This window comes from Roseobacter litoralis Och 149 (assembly GCF_000154785.2).
In the GTDB taxonomy this organism is placed as follows: Bacteria; Pseudomonadota; Alphaproteobacteria; order Rhodobacterales; family Rhodobacteraceae; genus Roseobacter; species Roseobacter litoralis.
In genome coordinates this window covers 1,980,753-1,999,729 of the sequence record NC_015730.1, presented here as the reverse complement: position 1 = coordinate 1,999,729, position 18,977 = coordinate 1,980,753, and the positions used below count along the sequence as shown (strand labels likewise).

At 55.5% G+C, this 18,977-nt stretch carries 20 protein-coding genes; 11 read left to right on the top strand and 9 right to left on the bottom strand.

Going from position 1 to position 18,977, the window contains the following annotated elements:
- Positions 1-19: 19 nt before the first annotated feature.
- A complete protein-coding gene (trmFO, locus tag RLO149_RS09475; RefSeq protein WP_013961863.1) occupies positions 20-1,372 on the bottom strand; it encodes a methylenetetrahydrofolate--tRNA-(uracil(54)-C(5))-methyltransferase (FADH(2)-oxidizing) TrmFO in 1,353 nt (450 codons plus the stop codon).
- Positions 1,373-1,519: 147 nt separating this feature from the next.
- Here trmFO and RLO149_RS09470 point away from each other — a divergent pair, with 147 nt between their 5' ends.
- From RLO149_RS09470 to RLO149_RS09445, 6 genes are all read left to right on the top strand, one after another.
- A complete protein-coding gene (locus RLO149_RS09470) occupies positions 1,520-1,945 on the top strand; it encodes a PaaI family thioesterase (protein WP_013961862.1) in 426 nt (141 codons plus the stop codon).
- A gap of 295 nt (positions 1,946-2,240) precedes the next feature.
- Positions 2,241-2,702 carry a 50S ribosomal protein L13 gene (gene rplM / locus RLO149_RS09465; protein ID WP_013961861.1) on the top strand — a complete coding sequence of 154 codons (462 nt, stop codon included), beginning with the start codon at positions 2,241-2,243 and terminating at the stop codon, positions 2,700-2,702.
- Between the two features lie 2 nt (positions 2,703-2,704).
- Complete coding sequence (rpsI, locus tag RLO149_RS09460; protein ID WP_013961860.1) at positions 2,705-3,196, top strand: 30S ribosomal protein S9; 492 nt, start codon at positions 2,705-2,707, stop codon at positions 3,194-3,196.
- 410 nt (positions 3,197-3,606) lie between these two features.
- Positions 3,607-5,013, top strand: a complete 1,407-nt coding sequence (locus RLO149_RS09455) for a TadE/TadG family type IV pilus assembly protein (RefSeq protein ID WP_245538155.1) — start codon at positions 3,607-3,609, stop codon at positions 5,011-5,013.
- Entirely contained in the window at positions 5,010-5,555 is a 546-nt protein-coding gene (locus RLO149_RS09450; RefSeq protein ID WP_013961858.1) for a TadE/TadG family type IV pilus assembly protein, read from the top strand. The genes RLO149_RS09455 and RLO149_RS09450 overlap by 4 nt, the downstream gene beginning before the upstream one ends.
- 17 nt (positions 5,556-5,572) lie before the next feature.
- Positions 5,573-6,175 carry a TadE/TadG family type IV pilus assembly protein gene (locus RLO149_RS09445; protein WP_245538154.1) on the top strand — a complete coding sequence of 201 codons (603 nt, stop codon included), beginning with the start codon at positions 5,573-5,575 and terminating at the stop codon, positions 6,173-6,175.
- 41 nt (positions 6,176-6,216) lie between these two features.
- On the opposite strand, the gene mepK is transcribed toward RLO149_RS09445, so the two are convergent.
- On the bottom strand, positions 6,217-6,786 hold the full coding sequence (mepK, locus tag RLO149_RS09440; protein WP_013961856.1) for a peptidoglycan L,D-endopeptidase MepK: 570 nt from the start codon (positions 6,784-6,786) through the stop codon (positions 6,217-6,219).
- 313 nt (positions 6,787-7,099) lie between these two features.
- Between mepK and RLO149_RS09435 the strand changes: the two genes are divergently transcribed.
- From RLO149_RS09435 to RLO149_RS09420, 4 genes are read left to right on the top strand one after another with little or no spacing between them, the layout of a single operon-like run.
- Positions 7,100-8,713, top strand: coding sequence for a L,D-transpeptidase family protein (locus RLO149_RS09435; RefSeq protein ID WP_013961855.1), 1,614 nt, complete (start codon positions 7,100-7,102; stop codon positions 8,711-8,713).
- Between the two features lie 32 nt (positions 8,714-8,745).
- Positions 8,746-9,846, top strand: coding sequence for a UDP-3-O-(3-hydroxymyristoyl)glucosamine N-acyltransferase (locus tag RLO149_RS09430; RefSeq protein WP_013961854.1), 1,101 nt, complete (start codon positions 8,746-8,748; stop codon positions 9,844-9,846).
- A gap of 34 nt (positions 9,847-9,880) precedes the next feature.
- Positions 9,881-10,138, top strand: coding sequence for an acyl carrier protein (locus RLO149_RS09425; protein ID WP_013961853.1), 258 nt, complete (start codon positions 9,881-9,883; stop codon positions 10,136-10,138).
- Positions 10,139-10,144: 6 nt separating this feature from the next.
- On the top strand, positions 10,145-11,353 hold the full coding sequence (locus RLO149_RS09420) for a beta-ketoacyl-[acyl-carrier-protein] synthase family protein (RefSeq protein ID WP_013961852.1): 1,209 nt from the start codon (positions 10,145-10,147) through the stop codon (positions 11,351-11,353).
- A gap of 27 nt (positions 11,354-11,380) precedes the next feature.
- Here RLO149_RS09420 and RLO149_RS09415 read toward each other — a convergent pair whose 3' ends face one another.
- Positions 11,381-11,986, bottom strand: coding sequence for an invasion associated locus B family protein (locus tag RLO149_RS09415; protein ID WP_013961851.1), 606 nt, complete (start codon positions 11,984-11,986; stop codon positions 11,381-11,383).
- 410 nt (positions 11,987-12,396) lie between these two features.
- On the opposite strand from RLO149_RS09415, the gene RLO149_RS09410 reads away from it, so the two are divergent.
- Complete coding sequence (locus RLO149_RS09410; RefSeq protein ID WP_044025607.1) at positions 12,397-13,950, top strand: helicase HerA-like domain-containing protein; 1,554 nt, start codon at positions 12,397-12,399, stop codon at positions 13,948-13,950.
- 10 nt (positions 13,951-13,960) lie between these two features.
- Here RLO149_RS09410 and RLO149_RS09405 read toward each other — a convergent pair whose 3' ends face one another.
- From RLO149_RS09405 to RLO149_RS09380, 6 genes are read right to left on the bottom strand one after another with little or no spacing between them, the layout of a single operon-like run.
- A complete protein-coding gene (locus tag RLO149_RS09405; RefSeq protein WP_013961849.1) occupies positions 13,961-15,277 on the bottom strand; it encodes a branched-chain amino acid ABC transporter permease in 1,317 nt (438 codons plus the stop codon).
- On the bottom strand, positions 15,274-16,284 hold the full coding sequence (locus RLO149_RS09400) for a branched-chain amino acid ABC transporter permease (RefSeq protein ID WP_013961848.1): 1,011 nt from the start codon (positions 16,282-16,284) through the stop codon (positions 15,274-15,276). The genes RLO149_RS09405 and RLO149_RS09400 overlap by 4 nt, the downstream gene beginning before the upstream one ends.
- 2 nt (positions 16,285-16,286) lie before the next feature.
- Complete coding sequence (locus RLO149_RS09395) at positions 16,287-16,769, bottom strand: hypothetical protein (protein ID WP_148264338.1); 483 nt, start codon at positions 16,767-16,769, stop codon at positions 16,287-16,289.
- 14 nt (positions 16,770-16,783) lie between these two features.
- Complete coding sequence (locus tag RLO149_RS09390) at positions 16,784-17,497, bottom strand: ABC transporter ATP-binding protein (RefSeq protein ID WP_013961846.1); 714 nt, start codon at positions 17,495-17,497, stop codon at positions 16,784-16,786.
- A gap of 5 nt (positions 17,498-17,502) precedes the next feature.
- Complete coding sequence (locus tag RLO149_RS09385; RefSeq protein ID WP_013961845.1) at positions 17,503-18,117, bottom strand: hypothetical protein; 615 nt, start codon at positions 18,115-18,117, stop codon at positions 17,503-17,505.
- Positions 18,114-18,896 carry an ABC transporter ATP-binding protein gene (locus RLO149_RS09380; protein ID WP_044025606.1) on the bottom strand — a complete coding sequence of 261 codons (783 nt, stop codon included), beginning with the start codon at positions 18,894-18,896 and terminating at the stop codon, positions 18,114-18,116. The genes RLO149_RS09385 and RLO149_RS09380 overlap by 4 nt, the downstream gene beginning before the upstream one ends.
- Between the last annotated feature and the right edge of the window lie 81 nt (positions 18,897-18,977).

The window sequence follows — 18,977 nt, the reverse complement described above, 5'->3', positions numbered from 1 at the left end:
TTGCACCAATCGTCCAGCCTCACGCAGGTTCTTTCACGGCGTCGAGCCAGCTCTGCCAGTCTGTTTTTGCCCGATCCGTGTAGGCTTTATAGCGGTCCTTGCGCCCCCGACGCCCGCTTTTCAGGCCTTCGACAGGTGGGAACAGCCCAAAGTTCACATTCATCGGCTGAAAGGTCTTGGCCTCGGCTCCGCCGGAAATATGGGTGATCAATGCGCCCGTCGCAGTCGTGTCGGCCGGGGTCGATAGGGCAATGCCCAGTATCTCTGCCGCCGCCAAACGCCCCGCGAGCAATCCCATTGATGCGGATTCAACATATCCTTCGACGCCTGTGATCTGTCCTGCAAAACGGATATTGGGCCGTGAGCGCAGCCGCATCTGTGCGTCCAGCAAGGTCGGCGCATTCAAAAAAGTGTTGCGGTGAATCCCGCCAAGACGGGCAAAACTTGCATTTTTAAGTCCCGGAATCGATTTAAAAACAGAGGCCTGCGCACCGTATTTCATCTTGGTTTGGAATCCAACGATGTTATAGAGCGTACCCAGTTTATTATCGCGCCGCAGTTGAACCACAGCATATGGCTTTACGTCCGGCTGGTGTGGGTTCGTCAGACCGACCGGCTTCATTGGCCCAAAACGCAAGGTCTCGCGCCCGCGTTCGGCCATGACTTCGATTGGCAGGCAGCCATCGAAGTAATCTGCCGTCTCGCCCTCTTTGAATTCGGTTTTGTCGGCGGCCAGAAGAGCGTCGATGAACGCCTCATATTGTTCTTTGTCCATGGGGCAGTTCAGGTAAGCGGTACGCTCTGCTTCCGTCTCGCCCTTATCATAGCGCGACTGCATCCAGGCGCGGCTCATGTCGATGGTGTCAAAATAGACAATCGGCGCGATCGCATCGAAAAAAGCCAACGCCGCGCCGCCCGTTTCAGCCGCGATTGCCGCACTCAACTTTGAGGACGTCAAAGGCCCTGTTGCGAAAATCCAGTGCCCCGTTGCTGGCAGCTCAGAGATTTCGCCATAGTCAATGGTGATCCGCGGGTGGGCGTTCAGCGTGTCCGTCACCGATTGCGCAAAGTGATCACGATCAACCGCGAGCGCGCCGCCCGCAGGCAGCCGGTGTTTGTCTGCCATGTTCATGATAAGACCACCCGCCGCCCGCATTTCCCAATGCAGCAGGCCCACCGCGTTTTGCTCATCATCGTCTGAGCGGAAAGAGTTGGAGCATACCATCTCGCCCAGCAACCCGGTTTGATGCGCAAAAGTGCCCACCTTTGGCCGCATCTCGTGCAGCACCACGTCCACGCCCATTTCAGCAGCCTGCCATGCGGCTTCGGACCCGGCCATGCCGCCCCCGACGATATGTAATGTCTCTGTCATAGGGCGGATGTAAGCGACGTACCCATCCCGCGCAACCTAAAGCCTGCAATGCTCTGCGTTTCGCGCGCAAATTTGTGGTTTCCGATGATCTGTGATCTTGCGCCCTCGCCGAAATCAATCAATGAAGAGAGCGGGGAGGCCAGACGCATGACATTGAAAATGGACATCACGACGCTCAGCGATTTCGTGGAGCAGGTTTTTGAACAGGTCAAAGGTGATTTCACCGTAGAAGATCTGACCGAGGATAGCCTGCGTGTCAGATTGAATGTGACTGACAAGCACCTTCGACCGGGGGGCACGGTGTCGGGCCCGTCCATGTTTGCCTTGGCCGATATGGCCGCCTATTACATGACGCTTGCGCACATCGGCCCTGAGGCTTTGACCGTCACAACGAATTGCGCCATTGATTTCATGCGCAAACCGGTGGCAGGCGTTGATCTCATTGCGCATGCACGGCTTTTGAAACTCGGTCGCCAGCTGGCCATTACGGATGTTTTGCTGTTTTCCGAGGGGCAGGCAAAACCTGTGGCGCGTGCAAGCCTGACCTATTCCATCCCGCCACGACAAGGGTGAAGGCGGGCTGCACGCGAGACCAATGCTGTTTCTTCGTTCAAAACTGAATGGTCGGGCAGGGCGCATATCATGCCAAGCAATGATCTTGTCTGGTCATCTCAGGTGCGGGCCGATGGGAACGCGGAATAGGCGTAAAAGTGGGGTAAAATGTTACCGTATTTTTAAGTGACTGTTTTCCAACACTATTACCAGCGTTAACGCTCTTGACGTGACAGCATCCTCATTTATAACCGCCAAATCTAATTCGATCTGGCCCCAAAAGGGCGAGATGTCACACTTTAACGGGGAACCGTCCATGAAAACCTTTTCTGCAACACCCGCAGATATCGACAAGAAATGGATCCTGATTGACGCCGAAGGCGTTGTTCTGGGCCGTCTTGCATCGATTGTTGCCACGCGGCTTCGCGGCAAGCATAAGCCGTCCTTCACACCGCATATGGATTGTGGTGACAACGTTGTCATCATCAATGCGGACAAGATTCAGTTGACCGGCAAGAAGCGTGATGAAAGCCATTACTGGCACACGGGTCACCCGGGCGGCATCAAATCACGGACCAAGGCGCAGATCCTTGAGGGCAAACACCCTGAACGGATCGTGACACTCGCGGTCAAGCGTATGCTGCCAGGTAACCGCCTGTCCCGCCAGATCATGACCAACCTGCGTGTTTATGCAGGTGGCGATCACCCCCACGAGGCGCAAAGCCCTGAGGTTCTGGATGTGAAATCCATGAACAGTAAAAACACCCGGAGCGCATGATCATGGCTGAAGAAATCAATACACTCGAAGAACTGGGTGCAGTCGCCGGCATCGAAGCTGCGGCACCCGAAGTGGAAGCAGTGGTTCGCGAACCTGTGCGTGACGATCTGGGCCGGTCCTATGCGACGGGCAAACGGAAAGACGCAGTGGCCCGTGTTTGGATCAAACCCGGTTCAGGCAAGGTGACCGTCAACGGCAAAGCGCAAAACGAGTATTTCGCACGCCCCGTGTTACAAATGATCTTGGCACAGCCGTTTTCGATCTCCGGAACGGAAGGTCAGTTTGACGTGGTTGCAACCGTAAAGGGCGGTGGCCTTTCCGGGCAGGCGGGTGCCGTCAAACATGGCGTTTCCAAAGCGCTACAGCTTTATGATCCGTCCTTGCGCGGTGCGCTGAAAGCGGCAGGCTTCCTGACGCGTGACAGCCGCGTGGTCGAGCGCAAGAAATACGGTAAAGCCAAAGCGCGTAAGAGCTTCCAGTTCTCCAAGCGCTAAAGTTCAGCTCTTATCTATGAGAAAACTGAAAAGGGTTCGCAATCTGCGAGCCCTTTTTTACATGCTACCGCAGTGCCGTATCGCTCAGATTGAATTGACGAAATGGTGCTGAAATTCTGGAAACACGCATCCAGCACGCGAATTCTGCCATTGCACTGCACATTAGGACCGCGTTTCTTTCCAGAATTTTTGAAATGAAAACAAAGTAATGCGCTGAATGTGCCGCAGCAATTCAACCTGTTGACACTGCGCAGCGCTCAATTTCCCCTTTTTGCCACATTCCTCTGGCACTCATGGCTGTCGAAAAGGCGAATCATTTGCAGTCGCTAGATTTAGGCTGGTTGAGTAACATGGAAAATCCTCCAAAGTATCGCGGGGCATTCAGGTGCCGTAGCCTTTGCAGACGGCTGATGGGTTTCAAGCGCGAAGAAGATGGCGCGATGACGATTTTCGCCACGATCATGGTGCTGATGATGCTTTTGGTCTGCGGTATTGCTGTCGATCTGATGCAGAATGAGATGATGCGCACGCGGGTGCAAAACACTTTGGACCGGGCAATTCTGGCCGCGTCGGATTTGGACCAACCCTTGCCAGCGGACGAAGTGGTTGACGATTACTTTGCAAAAGCGGGTATGACTGAATTCCTCAATGATGTTCGGATTACGCCGGGGTCCGACCTTCCCACAACGAATTTCCGGATTGTGCAGGCAGAGGCCCGCACGCGCACACCATCCATTTACATGGCAATGACGGGCGTGCGCACTTTACCGGTCTACGTGTCTGGCACAGCGGAAGAAACCATTGAAAAAATTGAGATTTCGCTAGTTTTGGATATTTCCGGCTCCATGCGCAACAATGGCAAAATTGGAAACCTCCGCACGGCTGCAAAAGACTTTATTGGGGCAGTCCTTGAGGGCAATGCCGCCAAAACCACCTCCTTGAACATCGTGCCTTACGCAGGCCAGACAAATCCGGGGCGGATTGTCTTTGAACGTGCCGGAGGGCTGCCCTTTGCGACATTCATTGAAGACTCCAACGGGGATGAAATTCTTTATGGACAGACCATCGTTGACGACGAGGGCAATTCAATTGACGTGCCTTACAACACAATGTCGTCCTGTCTTGACCTGACCAACAGCGATTTTGACAACATCGATCTGCCCAGCGGGGGCTATGATCAGACACCCTATTTCATGAATTGGCCAATTGATGCCCCCACAATGGATTGGGGTTGGTGTCCACAGAACAATTCCTCCATCCGTTACGCGCAAAACGACGCGGGGCGGTTGCAGGATTTCATTGACGATATGCGCCTGCATGACGGCACCGGGACACAATATGGCATGAAATATGGGGTGGCTTTGTTAAACCCAAGTTCGCGCAATACGTTTCTGGCGCTCAACGCGGCGGGTCTGGTGCCGGATGGGTTCAAGAACCGCCCGGCCGATTTTGGGACGACAGACACGCGCAAATTTATCGTCCTGATGACGGATGGTCAGATTACCGATCAGTTCAGACCGGAAGATAAAAATGACCCCAAAAATGACGAAATCGCATTGAACCAGCGCACAGGCGACCGCGATACCTATTCAACACAAAGCACCAACGTCACAAACTTCTACTCCGTCTGCAACAAAGCAAAAGCAGAAGGGATAACAGTTTATACTATTGCCTTCGAGGCCCCTGCAGACGCGGTAACCCAGATGCGCACCTGTGCCACGTCGCCAGCTTTCTTTTACAAGGTTGAAGGGGTGCAGATCAAAACCGCCTTCAAGTCAATTGCGCGCCAGATCAATGAGTTGAGGCTGACACAATGATACAGTCTTTGCGGGAATTTCTGCGGCGCTTTCGGCGCGATGAAGGGGGTCAGATCGCTGTTGAATTTGTCATCATGGTGCCTTTGGTCTTCACGATCTTCATGACCGCAATTGAACTTGGCATCTACTCGATGCGACAAATGTGGCTGGATCGTGGATTGGATATTGCCGTGCGTGAAGTCCGGCTGAATACGTCAAGTATCCCAACACATGATGCTCTGAAACAGACGATATGCGTAAACGCGGGCTTTATCCCAGATTGCCAGAACAGTTTGAAGCTGGAGATGGTGCGGATTGACCCGCGCGTTTTTGCCCAACTGGATCCGATTGCTGACTGCATCGATTTGAGCCTGCCGATTTCCAGCCAGGATGCGCCAAACTATCAGTCTGGTAATGAACATGATCTGATGATTTTACGGGCCTGTGTCAGGTTTAACCCGATCTTTCCGACAACCGGGCTGGGCTTTCAGTTTGCCAAAGACAATGGCCGGGACGCCGTGATGACAGCGATGTCTGCCTTCGTACAGGAGCCAGGCAGTTGAGGAGTACGTGCCATAAAGTGACCGCGCGCCTGCGTCGGTTTTGTGATGACCAGCAGGGGAATGTTGCGATCGAGGCGGTCATCATTCTGCCCATCATGTTCTGGGCGTATCTGGCGATGTTCACCATCTTCGATACATACCGCCAATACACCTCGCAACAAAAAGCGGCATATACAATTTCCGATCTGATTTCACGTCAGGCCACGCCGCTGGATGCTGGGTTTCTGGATGGCACCCACAATCTATTCGAGACTCTGACGCGGGCGGTCGGCCAAACCGGTATGCGCATCACTGTCGCCCGGTTTGATCAAACTCTCGCGGAATATCAGGTCATCTGGTCGCGCACGCGGGGCGGCATGGTCCCTTTGGGTAGTACGGATATTGCAGACTGGACAAACAGGCTGCCGGTCATGCCGCAGGGTGATCAGATTATCATCGTTGAAACGACGTCCGAATTCGCACCCGTTTTCAACATCGGACTCGATCGTCAACGGATCAATAACTTCGTCTTCACGCGGCCGCGTTATGCGGGACAGGTTTGCTTTTTTACCGGTGTCGAGGAGATTTGCGATTTGCCGGGGACGCCAGCACCGGTTGTCACCAATGCGGATCAGGCGTGACCCTCGTGGTTATACCCGACACAGATGCACGCTTGGCGGTTTTAGCGGCCCCAGGTGCGTACGACACCGCAATCCATATGGACGAAATTGGACCGGCTATATTTACCGACACCGCCACCGTTGCAAGCCGCCGCGGCGCGGGCCATCTGGCTGACGCTACGGGTTGAGAGGCGCAAATCCGCCGCTTGACCTTTGACGTGAAGCGAGTTTTTGGCGACACCTCTGCTGCGCGATCTCAACATGGCGTTCGTCTGCGGGCTGCGATATCCCGACAGCAGCATGTAGGGCTCGTTCGCGTCCATTAGATTATGTGCCGCAGACATGATATCGATAGTGCGCAGATCCATGGATTTCACACCATCTGTGCGCCAATCCCGCATGAAGTGATTGACCTCTTTCACTGCTTCGCGGACATAATCACCCTCGATCCAGTAAATCATATCAATCCGTTCACCCGTGCGCCCGGAATACATGCGGATACGGCGTATGTCCCCAGACCCGCGCAAGAAACCTGCGGCGTTTGAGAAAGTTGGAGCTGCAGTCACAATTGTTGCTGCGAATGCGCCCAATAGGGCGCGTCGGGAAAAACCCGTTGGATTTTCGATGGTCATAACCTGTCCGTCGCTATTCCTGCCTGGCCCGTGATGTTACACAGGCGTTTCATCTCTTCCCCAGATGCTCCCGATTTATGTCATACGGCGAAATATTAACCAAGTCCTGAACGCCAAAAGGGGCTTTTAGGCACAATTTTAGGCAAATTCTTGCGCATGGACGGATTATTGCCAAAAAATTGAATAGCGATGTGTCTGTGCATCATCTTTGGTTTTCGGCGCATATGAGCGGTATTTTTCATGGACACTCGGCATCGCCGGTTGCATCGTTAACCATTAATCGCACGTCGTTTTGTTATTGAGAGGCCCCTTCATGATTTCTGCTCTGAGCAGCCGTTTACCGACTGTGGCATTTGCCATAATAGTTTCATTTTGTTCACTTTTATTCATTCTAGGTCCGGCAGCTGCGGAGTCTGTTGCCTTCAAACAGGCGGTCGCAGAGGCGGCCGCGCAAGATCAGGATATTTCAGCCTTTTACAAAGAAACGGGCTACGGCGCGATCTGGACCGGAAAAAGCGGTCGCGAACGCAACCGCCGAGCGGCGTTGATGAATGCGTTGAACGCAGCGGATAGCCACGGCCTTCCGAGCGAGCGCTACAACCTCACCGCGCTGGAACAGCAGATGAAAAACGCGCGCACCCCTCGAGACCGCGGTCTCGTCGAGGTCGCGATGAGCCGTGCTTTCCTGCAGTATGCCCGTGATGTCCAGACGGGTGCATTGGTGCCGTCCCGCGTGGACAAGAACATCGTACGGCAAGTGCCTTACCGGGATCGCAAATCCTACCTGACCAACTTTGCAAAGTCGTCACCCAAAGGGTTTTTCAAAGCACTTCCGCCTCAAACAGGTGAATACAACGCATTGAGGAAACAGAAACTTGTTCTCGAGGGTCTGATTGCCAAGGGGGGATGGGGTCCCACGGTCAAAGCGAAAAAACTTGAGCCCGGCGACAGTGGCGCATCTGTTGTTGCTCTGCGGGATCGCTTGGTTCGGATGGGGTATCTCAAACGCACTGCAACCGGCACATACGACAGTACCATGACAGATGCCGTGATGCGGTTTCAGGCCGATCACGGGCTTGCGCAGGACGGCGTCGTCGGACAGGGAACGCTGGCTGAAATCAACACCTCTGTTGAGAAACGTTTGCAATCTGTGATTGTCGCGATGGAACGCGAACGTTGGGTCAACAAGGACCGTGGCAAACGTCATATCGAAGTGAACCTCACCGACTTTACGGCAAAGATCATAGATAATGGCAAAGTGACATTCACCACGCGGTCCGTGATTGGCGCGCGCGACGCCAAACGGCAGTCACCAGAGTTTTCCGACGTTATGGAGTTTATGGTCATCAATCCGAGCTGGTTCGTGCCGCGCTCGATTGCGATTGGTGAATATCTGCCGGAGCTGCAACAGAATCCGAATGCGGTGAACCATCTGATCATTACCGACAGAAGCGGTCGGCAGATTGATCGCACCAACGTCGATTTCACGAAATACACCGCACGCACATTTCCCTACGCGATGCGCCAACCGCCAAGCCGTAGCAATGCATTGGGGCTGGTGAAGTTCATGTTCCCAAACAAGTACAACATCTATCTGCATGATACACCGGCAAAAAACCTCTTTGGACGTGAGACCCGAGCTTATAGCCATGGATGCATCCGACTGGCTGATCCGTTTGAATTTGCCTATGCGCTGCTGGCAAAGCAATCCAATGACCCCGAGGGCCTGTTCAAGAAAACGCTGGCATCCGGGACGGAAACGCAGCTTAACCTGAAAAAACCTGTGCCGGTGCACATCATCTATCGGACCGCATTGGCAAATTCGAAAGGGCAAATCCAATACCGACGCGACGTCTATGGCCGTGACGGGCGAATTTGGAACGCGCTGTCGCAGGCAGGGGTGGCCTTGCGCGGCGTTCAGGGCTAAGTCATGCGCGTAACACCACTGGGAGCAGCGGCATGGCGCGTCAGGAATTCAGCGTTGAAGACATTGCAAAAGCCCTTGGTGCTGAATCCTTCGGTGATACGAAGCTGAAGATCAATGGCGTGGCAGAACCGCAATCTGCCACGACCGGCCAGTTGGCGATGGCCACAAATGCCGATTACGCCGCCAAACTCGATCAGGGGCAGGCCATTGCTGCGGTTTTATGGCCGGGTGCCGATTGGGAGGCGCTGGGATTAAAGGCTGCGATTATTCCCAGCCGTCCACGCTATGCCATGTCGGGTCTAACCCAACTGCTCGATCCGGGGCAGGGGTTTGCGCCGGGCATCCACGCAAGCGCGATCATTGATCCGACAGCTGACATTGGCGCGAATGTCAATATTGGCCCTTTGACGGTCATCGGCCCCGGCGCGGTAATCGGTGAGGATAGCACGATCGGACCGCAATGTTTCATTGGCTGGAACGCGCGTCTGGGTCCGAATGCGATGTTGCGCGAACAGGTCAGCATTGGCGCGCGCGTAAGCATTGGCGCACACTTTTACGCCCAGCCCGGTGTGCGCATCGGGGGGGATGGTTTTTCCTTTGTCACCGAAGATAAATCAGGCATCGAAGCCGTACGAGAAACGCTTGGCGATCAACAGGATACGCAAGCGCAGGGGTGGACGCGCATCCATTCTCTGGGCGCTGTTACCATTGGCGATCACGTCGATCTGGGGGCCTGCGTCAACATTGACAATGGCACCATCCGTGACACGCGCATTGGCGATGGCTGTAAAATGGATAATTTCGTGCACATCGGACATAACGTGGTTATCGGCAAGGATTGCCTGATCTGTGGCCATTCCGGCGTTGCAGGCTCAACCGTCGTTGGGGACAATGTGGTGCTGGGCGGGATGACCGGGGTCAGCGATAACATCTTTATCGGTGATCGTGTCATTACCGGCGGCGGGACCAAGGTTCTGTCCTCCATTCCGGCCGGGCGCGTGGTGCTGGGCTATCCTGCCACCAGAATGGACAAGCAAATCGACATCTTCAAGGCGATCCGACGCTTGCCAAGGCTGGTCTTGGACGTCGCGGAGTTAAAGAAAGCGGTTTTCAAATCAGGTGGTAGTGACTAAATCCTCCGCAGGCGCACGATATAAGGGCAAACCGATGAGCACACAGGATCAGGTTATCTCCATCATCGCAGAGCATGCCGTCCTTGACCCTGCGGATGTGTCTGCGAGCAGTACGCTTGAAGAGTTGGGCATAGACAGTCTGGGGCTCGTGGAGTGCATCTTTGCAATCGAGGAGACCTTTGACATCACCGTGCCGTTTAACGCCAACAATCCGACGGAAAGCGACTTTGACATCTCCTCAGTCGCGTCCATCGTCGAAGGGATCACCCGCCTGCAGAAAGAGCAGGGCTAACATAGCATGAAACGTGTGGTGATCACCGGGGCAGGCACCATCAACGCCTTGGGCCATGACGTTCCCACAACACTTGCGGCGATGCGGGAGGGCGTGTGCGGCATCGGCCCACTGGCGCTGCGGGATGTTGAACGCTTGTCGATACAGATCGGGGGGCAGGTGCGCGGTTTTGAGGCCGAAGGACGCTACAATCGTCAGCAAATTTCCCTCTATGACCGTTTTACGCAATTTACACTGGCGGCTGCCAGTGAAGCAATCGCACAATCGGGGTTGAGCTTTTCCGGCGACCTTGCGGCCAAATCCGGCGTCGTGTTGGGCACGGCGGGCGGCGGTGTGAGCACTTGGGATGACAACTATCGTTCCGTGTACGAGGACGGCAAAAACCGCGTGCATCCGTTTGTCGTTCCCAAGTTGATGAACAACGCGGCTGCCTCTCATGTCAGCATGCAGCATAACCTCAAAGGCCCCTCGTTTACGGTTTCGACCGCCTGCGCATCGTCAAATCACGCCATGGCGCAGGCCTTCATGATGGTAAGGTCCGGGCTGGCGCCTGTCATGATCACCGGCGGATCGGAATCCATGCTGTGTTTTGGCGGCGTCAAAGCCTGGGAAGGGCTGCGTGTCATGTCGCGCGACGCCTGCCGTCCGTTCTCGGCCAACCGCAATGGGATGGTGCAGGGCGAAGGAGCAGGGGTCTTTGTTTTTGAGGACTATGAAGCGGCCAAAAAGCGCGGCGCCGACATTCTATGCGAAGTCGTGGGTTTTGCCATGTCGTCTGATGCGGCCGATATTGTTATGCCCTCCAAGAACGGGGCGGCGCGCGCGATGGCCGGCGCGTTGAGCGATGCGGGCCTGAACCGGGATGAGGTGGGATATATAAACGCGCATGGCACAGGCACTGCGGCCAACGATAAAACCGAGTGCGCCGCGGTGGCAGATGTGTTTGGACCGCATGCGGACAAATTGATGATGTCATCCACCAAATCCATGCATGGTCATTTGATTGGCGGCACCGGTGCTGTCGAATTACTCGCCTGCATTATGGCGCTGCGGGACGGGGTGATTGCCCCGACCATTGGCTATCAGGAACCTGATCCGGAATGTGCGCTCGATGTGGTTCCCAATGAGGCGCGCGATGCGAAAGTCACCGTCGCCTTGTCCAACGCTTTCGCCTTTGGGGGCATGAACGCGGTGCTGGCCCTGCGCAAGGTTTGAACCCGCACCGCGATGCTGGACGCAACCCTATTGGGTAAGAAATGAAGACGCCTCGAAAGCGGCTGTAAACCCTTTCAGCGACAAGGTCACATTGACACGTTGATCCGGTGCCGCGATGGGCACAATGGACAGCACAGCCTGCGCGCCGCGCTTGTACAAATCGACATCAGCAGACGTCAGGCCGATCCGGGCATAACACCCGATGGTGTTGCAATAGGCGTAAGGATACTTGCGTCCGGTCTGGTCATCGACCTTTATCGCCAACTGTTCGGCCAATGCCGTTTCGAGGGGAACGACTATGGTTGCACCTGCGGCAGCCTGGCTGCCCTCAGGCAGACGGAACATGGTGAACTCAGCCACCGGAGAGCCATTGCCATCTGACAAAAGCTGATACATCTGGCACAGATCATCCGCGTCCTCGACGACAACGCAACGCAGCGACCAGTCCTGAAAAGTCTCTCGTATGTAGGTATCGCCCGGACGCGGTGTGTCGTCGACTTCAGTACCCAATGCGAGCCCTTCGCCGGTTAACTCGCCTTGCGTCGCGTCTTGCGCATGCACGCTCATGGGTGCGGTCAAAAAACCCGCCGCCATCAAGGCGAATGCGGAAAAAACTCGAGATGTTCTGGACATGTTGGCTCCGTCTTGGATGTTTGGTGATGATCTAGCACGCTCGCAAAAGACTGTCAGGCCGAATGCCTTCAATTTTGCGCCAAAACACTTCTTTTCAGGGGCAGATCACAAAAAAAGGGAACGCGAAACCGCATTCCCTCTCTCGTATTTCTTCTCCCCGTCGGACTGGCCGACTTATTTTTGTAAAGGTACGAAACACCGCTCGACCCGTCAACAGCTAAAACTCTGATTATTCATATAAGAACCCAGTTTTGAAAAAAGGCCGTACCAATAATTGGCACGGCCAGTCTAACAGGGAGGAGACCAACGCCAAAAGGACATGAATCGACGTCGGTCAAATTTACTATGGCCCTGAAAGGTTAAAAACGTATGGTCATCCTACAAGAATAGAAGTGATTGGAAAAAGCAGCGTGACATCAGATATTTTCATCGGTGGTGGCGGTCCGGAATATGCGACCCAACAATTTCTGAAACTCGATTACGCCAATCGGCATGGCCTCATTGCCGGGGCGACGGGAACGGGGAAAACCGTAACTTTGCAAATTCTGGCTGAGGGGTTTGCAAATGCCGGAGTCCCTGTATTTCTATCGGATGTTAAGGGTGATTTGTCCGGGTTGGCCAAAGCAGGCAGCCCCACGCATAAGCTACACGCGCCCTTCAGTGAACGGGCTGCAAAGATAGGGTTTGCAAACTTTTCCTATGACGCGTTTCCGGTCACGTTCTGGGATGTTTTCGGAGATCAAGGGCACCCCGTGCGCACAACCGTGTCAGAGATGGGGCCGCTGCTATTGTCACGCCTGCTCAATCTGACTGAGGCGCAGGAGGGTATCATCAATATCGCCTTCCGGCTCGCAGATGAGGAAGGGTTGCCGCTGCTTGATCTGAAGGATTTGCAGTCTTTGCTGGTCTGGATCGGTGAAAATGCCAAAACCTTGGCCTTGCGATATGGCAATGTCTCTTCAAGTTCTATCGGGGCGATTCAGCGTCGTTTGTTGGTGCTGGAAAACCAAGGTGGCACCGGCCTCTTTGGGGAACCTGCGCTGCAGCTTTCCGACCTGATGCGCAGGGATTCGCAGGGGCGCGGGCAGATCAACATTCTTGCCGCAGACAAGCTGATGGGGGCCCCAGCGCTTTACGCAACCTTCCTGCTGTGGTTGCTTTCAGAACTCTTTGAAGAACTGCCTGAAGTGGGGGATCCCGACAAACCCAAACTGGTGTTTTTCTTTGACGAGGCGCATCTGCTTTTCGATGATGCCCCCAAAGCGTTGGTGGATAAGGTTGAGCAGGTCGCGCGGCTGATCCGGTCCAAAGGGGTCGGTGTCTATTTCATCACCCAGAACCCCGCAGATGTGCCCGAAGACATCCTCGGGCAACTTGGCAACCGTATCCAGCATGCGCTGCGTGCCTTCACGGCCAAGGACAAGAAAGAGCTGCGGATGGCGGCGGATACCTATCGTGAGAATCCTGAATTCGACACGGAAATCGCAATCCGTGAAGTCGGGGTCGGCGAAGCCGTGACGTCAATGCTTGAGAAGAAAGGTGTGCCCGGCGTCGTTGAGCGGACGTTGATCCGCCCCCCGTCATCCCATCTTGGACCAATCTCCGCTACTGAGCGGGCTGACATCATGGCGCAATCAGATATGGCGGCGCGTTATAATAAGACGGTTGATCGCAAGTCAGCCTATGAAATCCTGAAACAGCGCGCGGATGCGGCATCGCAGGAAGCGGAACACTCTGAAGACCTGGCGGAACAGGCCTCGGCGCTAGAGCGCGAATTCAACGCCGCGCGGCGCTACAGTGGTCAGCGGGTTGCCCGATCAACATCGCGGCGCAGCACCCGCGCGCGCAAGCAACCTGAAACAATTGGTTCAGCCCTCACCAATGCCGTGCTCAAGGAGTTAAGCGGGACAACGGGTCGTCGGATGGTGCGCGGTATTCTCGGCAGTCTGTTCAAAGGGCGCTAGTTTCACGCTGTTACTTTTCAGGGATGAGACCGCGTGGGCTGAACCGCAGGACCAACAGCAAGACCATCCCCATGGTAAAGAGCCGCATATGCGCTGCAGATTCGATCAGATGCGCCTTGAGTGCTGATCCATCGGCCATGCCAGATGTTATCAATTGCATCAGCCACAAGCCCATCGGCTCGACCTGCACCCAGAGGAACCAGATCAGAAAGCCGCCCAAGATCGCGCCGAAATTGTTGCCGGACCCGCCCACGATGACCATGACCCAGACCAGAAAGGTAAAGCGCAAGGGTTGATAGGTGCCGGGCGTCAGCTGGCCGTCCAATGTCGTCATCATTGCCCCGGCAATGCCGCAAATGGCAGACCCCAGAACAAAGATTTGCAAATGCCGCGCGGTGACGTCCTTGCCCATCGCCTCGGCGGCGACTTCATTGTCGCGAATGGCGCGCATCATCCGGCCCCACGGACTGTGCAGCGCGCGCTGCGCCAGAACCAGCAGGACCACCAGCACAACCGTAAAGAGCCCTGCATACATCAGCTTGACATAGAGCGTCGAGGCGGTGACCGCATCAACTCCAAAGCCTGCGGCGCGTTCCACGAAAGCCGGGTCGTTTTGCAGATCGATTTCATAGGGCGTCGGACGCGGCAGGCCCACGACGTTTTTCACACCGCGTGCGAGCCAGTCCTCGTTCTTGAGAACGGCGATAATGATCTCCGCAATGCCGAGCGTGGCAATCGCCAGATAGTCCGAGCGCAAACCCAGCGCGGTTTTGCCAATGATCCACGCCGCAGCGGCCGCAAACAGACCCCCAACCGGCCAAGCCAGCGTCACCCAAAGCCCGCGATCTATCCCAAGCCCGCCGATATTGCCTGTCGCCGCCGGGTTTATCGACTCGATCGCATCGACACCGGGATCGAACAAGGCACGATAGACGAAAAAACCAAAGACCAGCAGCGCCAGCACGACGATTTTACGTGGCCAGCCAGCGTCCATACGCCGGCGCACAATGACAACCACAACCACCATCACGAGGGCAAAGACGAAAGCGCTCAGGATATTCCAGCCCCCCGCGCTCCATGCGCCGGGTGTCGCGGGCGTTCCGATCAAAACCGCAGCCAAGCCGCCAAGGGCCACAAAGCCCATGATGCCGACGTTGAACAGCCCCGCAAACCCCCATTGCAGGTTCACACCCAGCGCCATGATCGCCGAAATCAGCCCCATGTTGACAATCACAAGCGCTGTATTCCAGCTTTGCGTGAACCCGGTGTAGAGGATCATTGCGCCCACGATCGCAAATAGCATGGTATTTTTCAGCGCCGAGTTCATACTGATTTCCCTTTGAACAATCCGGTCGGCTTGAACAACAGCACGATCAGCAGGATCAGAAAGCTCACTGCGAGTTTGTAATCCGTCGACAAAAGCTGCACGAGGCCGCTGGGTTCAAGGTTTTCGGGCATGAGGTACGTCAGAACTTTTTTCCACGCGTAGGTCACGGTTACTTCGGAAAAGGCGATCACGAATCCGCCTGCAATCGCCCCAAGCGGATTGCCGAGGCCCCCGACGATGGCGGAGGCGAAGATCGGCAGAAGCAGTTGGAAATAGGTAAAGGGTTTGAACGACTTATCCAGCCCGTAAAGCACGCCCGCGATGGTGGCGAGGCCCGCGACGATCAGCCAGGTAATCATCACGACACGTTCGGGGTTGATGCCGGAGAGCAAGGCGAGGTCTTCGTTGTCGGAATAGGCGCGCATGGATTTGCCTGTGCGCGTGCGGTTGAGAAACCAGAACAGCAGGATCACGCAGATGACGGCGACGAGCACGGTAATCCCTTGCGTCGTCTTGATCGCAAGCCCCTCGCGCAGGCCTGTCATCTCGCGAAATGTGCGCGCGGAGATGATAAAGCGCTCTCCATCCGTGAAGCGCTGATCGTCCGGCCCGATGATGAAACGCACGATGCCATTAAGGATGAAGGTGACGCCGAGGCTGACGATCACCAGGATCACCGGCTTGGCCTTTTGTTCACGGTAAAAGCGATAGACCATGCGGTCGGTGACCAGCAGCAAGCCCATACAAGCCAAGATGCCGAAGGGTAGGGCGAGCAGGGCGGTCGGCAGCGGCCCCAGTGAAAACCCCCAGCTTTGAAACAGCCATGTGAATAAAACCGTCACCATGGCCCCAAACGCCATCGTGTCCCCATGCGCAAAATTCGAAAACCGCAGGATGCCGTAGATCAGCGTGACCCCGAGAGCGCCAAGAGCAAGCTGCGCGCCATAGGCCATGCCGGGAACAATGACGAAGTTCAAAAGGGCGATGAGGGCGTTTAGGAAGTCCATCACTAATTAACCCAATCGCAGATACCGATGTGAACGGTACTTAGCACACCTTGGGAGCTATTTCTCTGGACCGTAAGAGTCGCCGGCGAGGGTTCAAATGGACCAGTTTCCTCAATCAGGAGCACCTGCGAAAGTATTGGCGGATGAAAGCTCGAAAGAGATATTTGAAATTTCTCTTCTTCATCGGGCAGAAGTGAAAGTTGGCCGACGCCACCATCAATTACTATCCCAATCAGGTTAGGTTGTTGTTCGGAGTCAATCGTTGGCCCATCTATCAAAACGGGGTCGGCGATGACAAAAAATGAAACGCCGTCGTCGGTCAATCGCATAGCATTAAATCGCAATACCGCGGGTTCGATACCGGAGCACGTTTTGTCGACGCAAGTTTCTGCAAAGATACACTCCGCTATTTGACTTTGTGCGACAGAAGCGGGCAGCAACATCGCAATGACCGTCGCGATACGTAGTATTATCGATATACTCATGCCCATCTCTGGTCTCATCCCCCCAAAAACGATTTGCGGACTTCAGGGTCCGCCAGCATTTCCTTGCCCGTCCCCGTATATGCGTTCCGCCCCTGCACCAGCACATAACCCTTGTCGGCGATCTCAAGGGCTTGTCGGGCGTTTTGTTCCACCATCAGGATGGGGATGCCGGTGCGGGCAACCTCGATGATGCGGTCAAAAAGCTCGTCCATCACGATGGGGCTGACCCCGGCGGTTGGCTCGTCCAGCATCAACACCTTGGGTTGGGTCATCAATGCGCGGCCCACGGCGACCTGCTGGCGTTGCCCGCCCGAAAGCTCCCCCGCCGCCTGGTGGCGCTTGTCGCGCAGGATCGGGAAGAGGTCATAGATTTGTTCCATCGTCGGGCGGATGTCATCGGTGCGAATGAACGCACCCATCTCCAGGTTTTCCTCGACCGTCATGGAGGTAAAGATATTGGAGGTCTGCGGCACAAATCCCATGCCCTTTGTCACCCGTGCCTGCGGGGTGAGGGCCGTGATATCCTCCCCATCAAGGCGCACATGCCCCTGCCGCAGGTTCAGCATGCCGAACACGGCCTTCATACCCGTTGATTTGCCCGCACCATTTGGGCCAACGATCACGGCGATCTCTCCGCGATCCACGGCAATCGTGCAATCGTGCAGAATGTCCGGCCCTGCGCCGTACCCGCCGGTCATGTTCTCGCCGATCAGGAAGGGCGTGGCCATCGGTGTCAGTCCATTTCCACAAGGTTCAGAAAAGTCGCGTGCAAGGCGCGGTGGTCGTCGGAATAGGCGGTCGCACCGATGACATAGCTTTGCATTTGCAGCAGTCTGCTCTCTTCCAGAAGGATGGTATTGGCAAAAACAACAGGCACCCCCCTGAAAGTCACGGAAAAGGCTATGGTGACGGCGTCCTTCCCGTCAACTTCCGCAGGCTCATCGCTTAAAACCGGAATATCACGCACGCGCACGCCCGTGATGCCGGCGACCCCATCTAGGATCACGGCTTTGGCACTATCCATTTCTATGCCCTGCGCCGTGCCGACGCGATCTGAGATGAATTGTACGAATTCCGTGTCGGCGCGCATGAATTGCGCGTCGATCGCCGCGCTTGGGGGCGGGGTCTGTGTCCAGATGGGGGAGATACCACAAAACGACAAGTCAGAGAGCACCGGCTTGCAATCAGAGCGCTGGCGATCGGTGAAGGCCCATGTCCCGTCTGAAAAGAGTGTTATGCTGCGACCCTCTACCGAACTTGACCCGACAATGGATTGTGCATGCGCGGCAGATGCGGCGACACAGAAAAGGGCAAGCGCCACGGATTTAAAGAAACCGTTTTGTATCAATGTTTTAAAACCTCTTTGTTTTTCAGCCCGGTGCCGAGATAGGCCTCGATCACCTGTTCGTTGGCCTTGATCTGGTCCAATGTACCCTCTGCCAACACGCGCCCCTCGGCCATGCAGATGACCGGGTCACACAAGCGCCCGATGAAATCCATGTCATGTTCGATCACGACAAAGGTATAGCCGCGTTCCTGATTGAGACGGATGATCGCATCGCCGATGGTGTTCAACAGCGTCCGGTTCACGCCCGCGCCGACTTCATCAAGGAACACGATCCGCGCATCGACCATCATCGTGCGGCCCAGTTCCAACAGCTTTTTCTGCCCACCCGAAATTTGCCCCGCTTTGTGATCCGCCAGATGTTCCACGGTCAGAAACTCCAGTACTTCGTCTGCCTTGGCGCGCAGCGCGCGTTCCTGATCGGCGATGCGTTTGCGGCCAAACCATGTGTTCCAAAGCGTCTCACCCGCCTGATCGCCGGGGACCATCATGAGGTTTTCGCGACAGGACATGGATGAAAACTCATGCGCAATCTGAAAAGTGCGCAGCAACCCTTTGTGAAACAGATCATGCGGTGGCAGGCCCGTGATGTCTTCGCCTGCCATGAAAACACGGCCTGATGTGGGTTTAAGAACGCCCGCGATAACATTGAAAAGAGTTGTTTTTCCGGCACCGTTCGGCCCGATCAGCCCCGTGATCGATCCCTGCGCAATTTCCAGCGACGCCCCATCCACAGCCCGGAATCCACCAAAGTGTTTATGAAGGTCTTCGACGACGATCATGCCTGTGCCTTGCATTTTCCCAGCTTTCTTGCGGCCCCCAAAAACAGCCCGGCGTCAAAGACACCGGGCTGTTTTCGTATC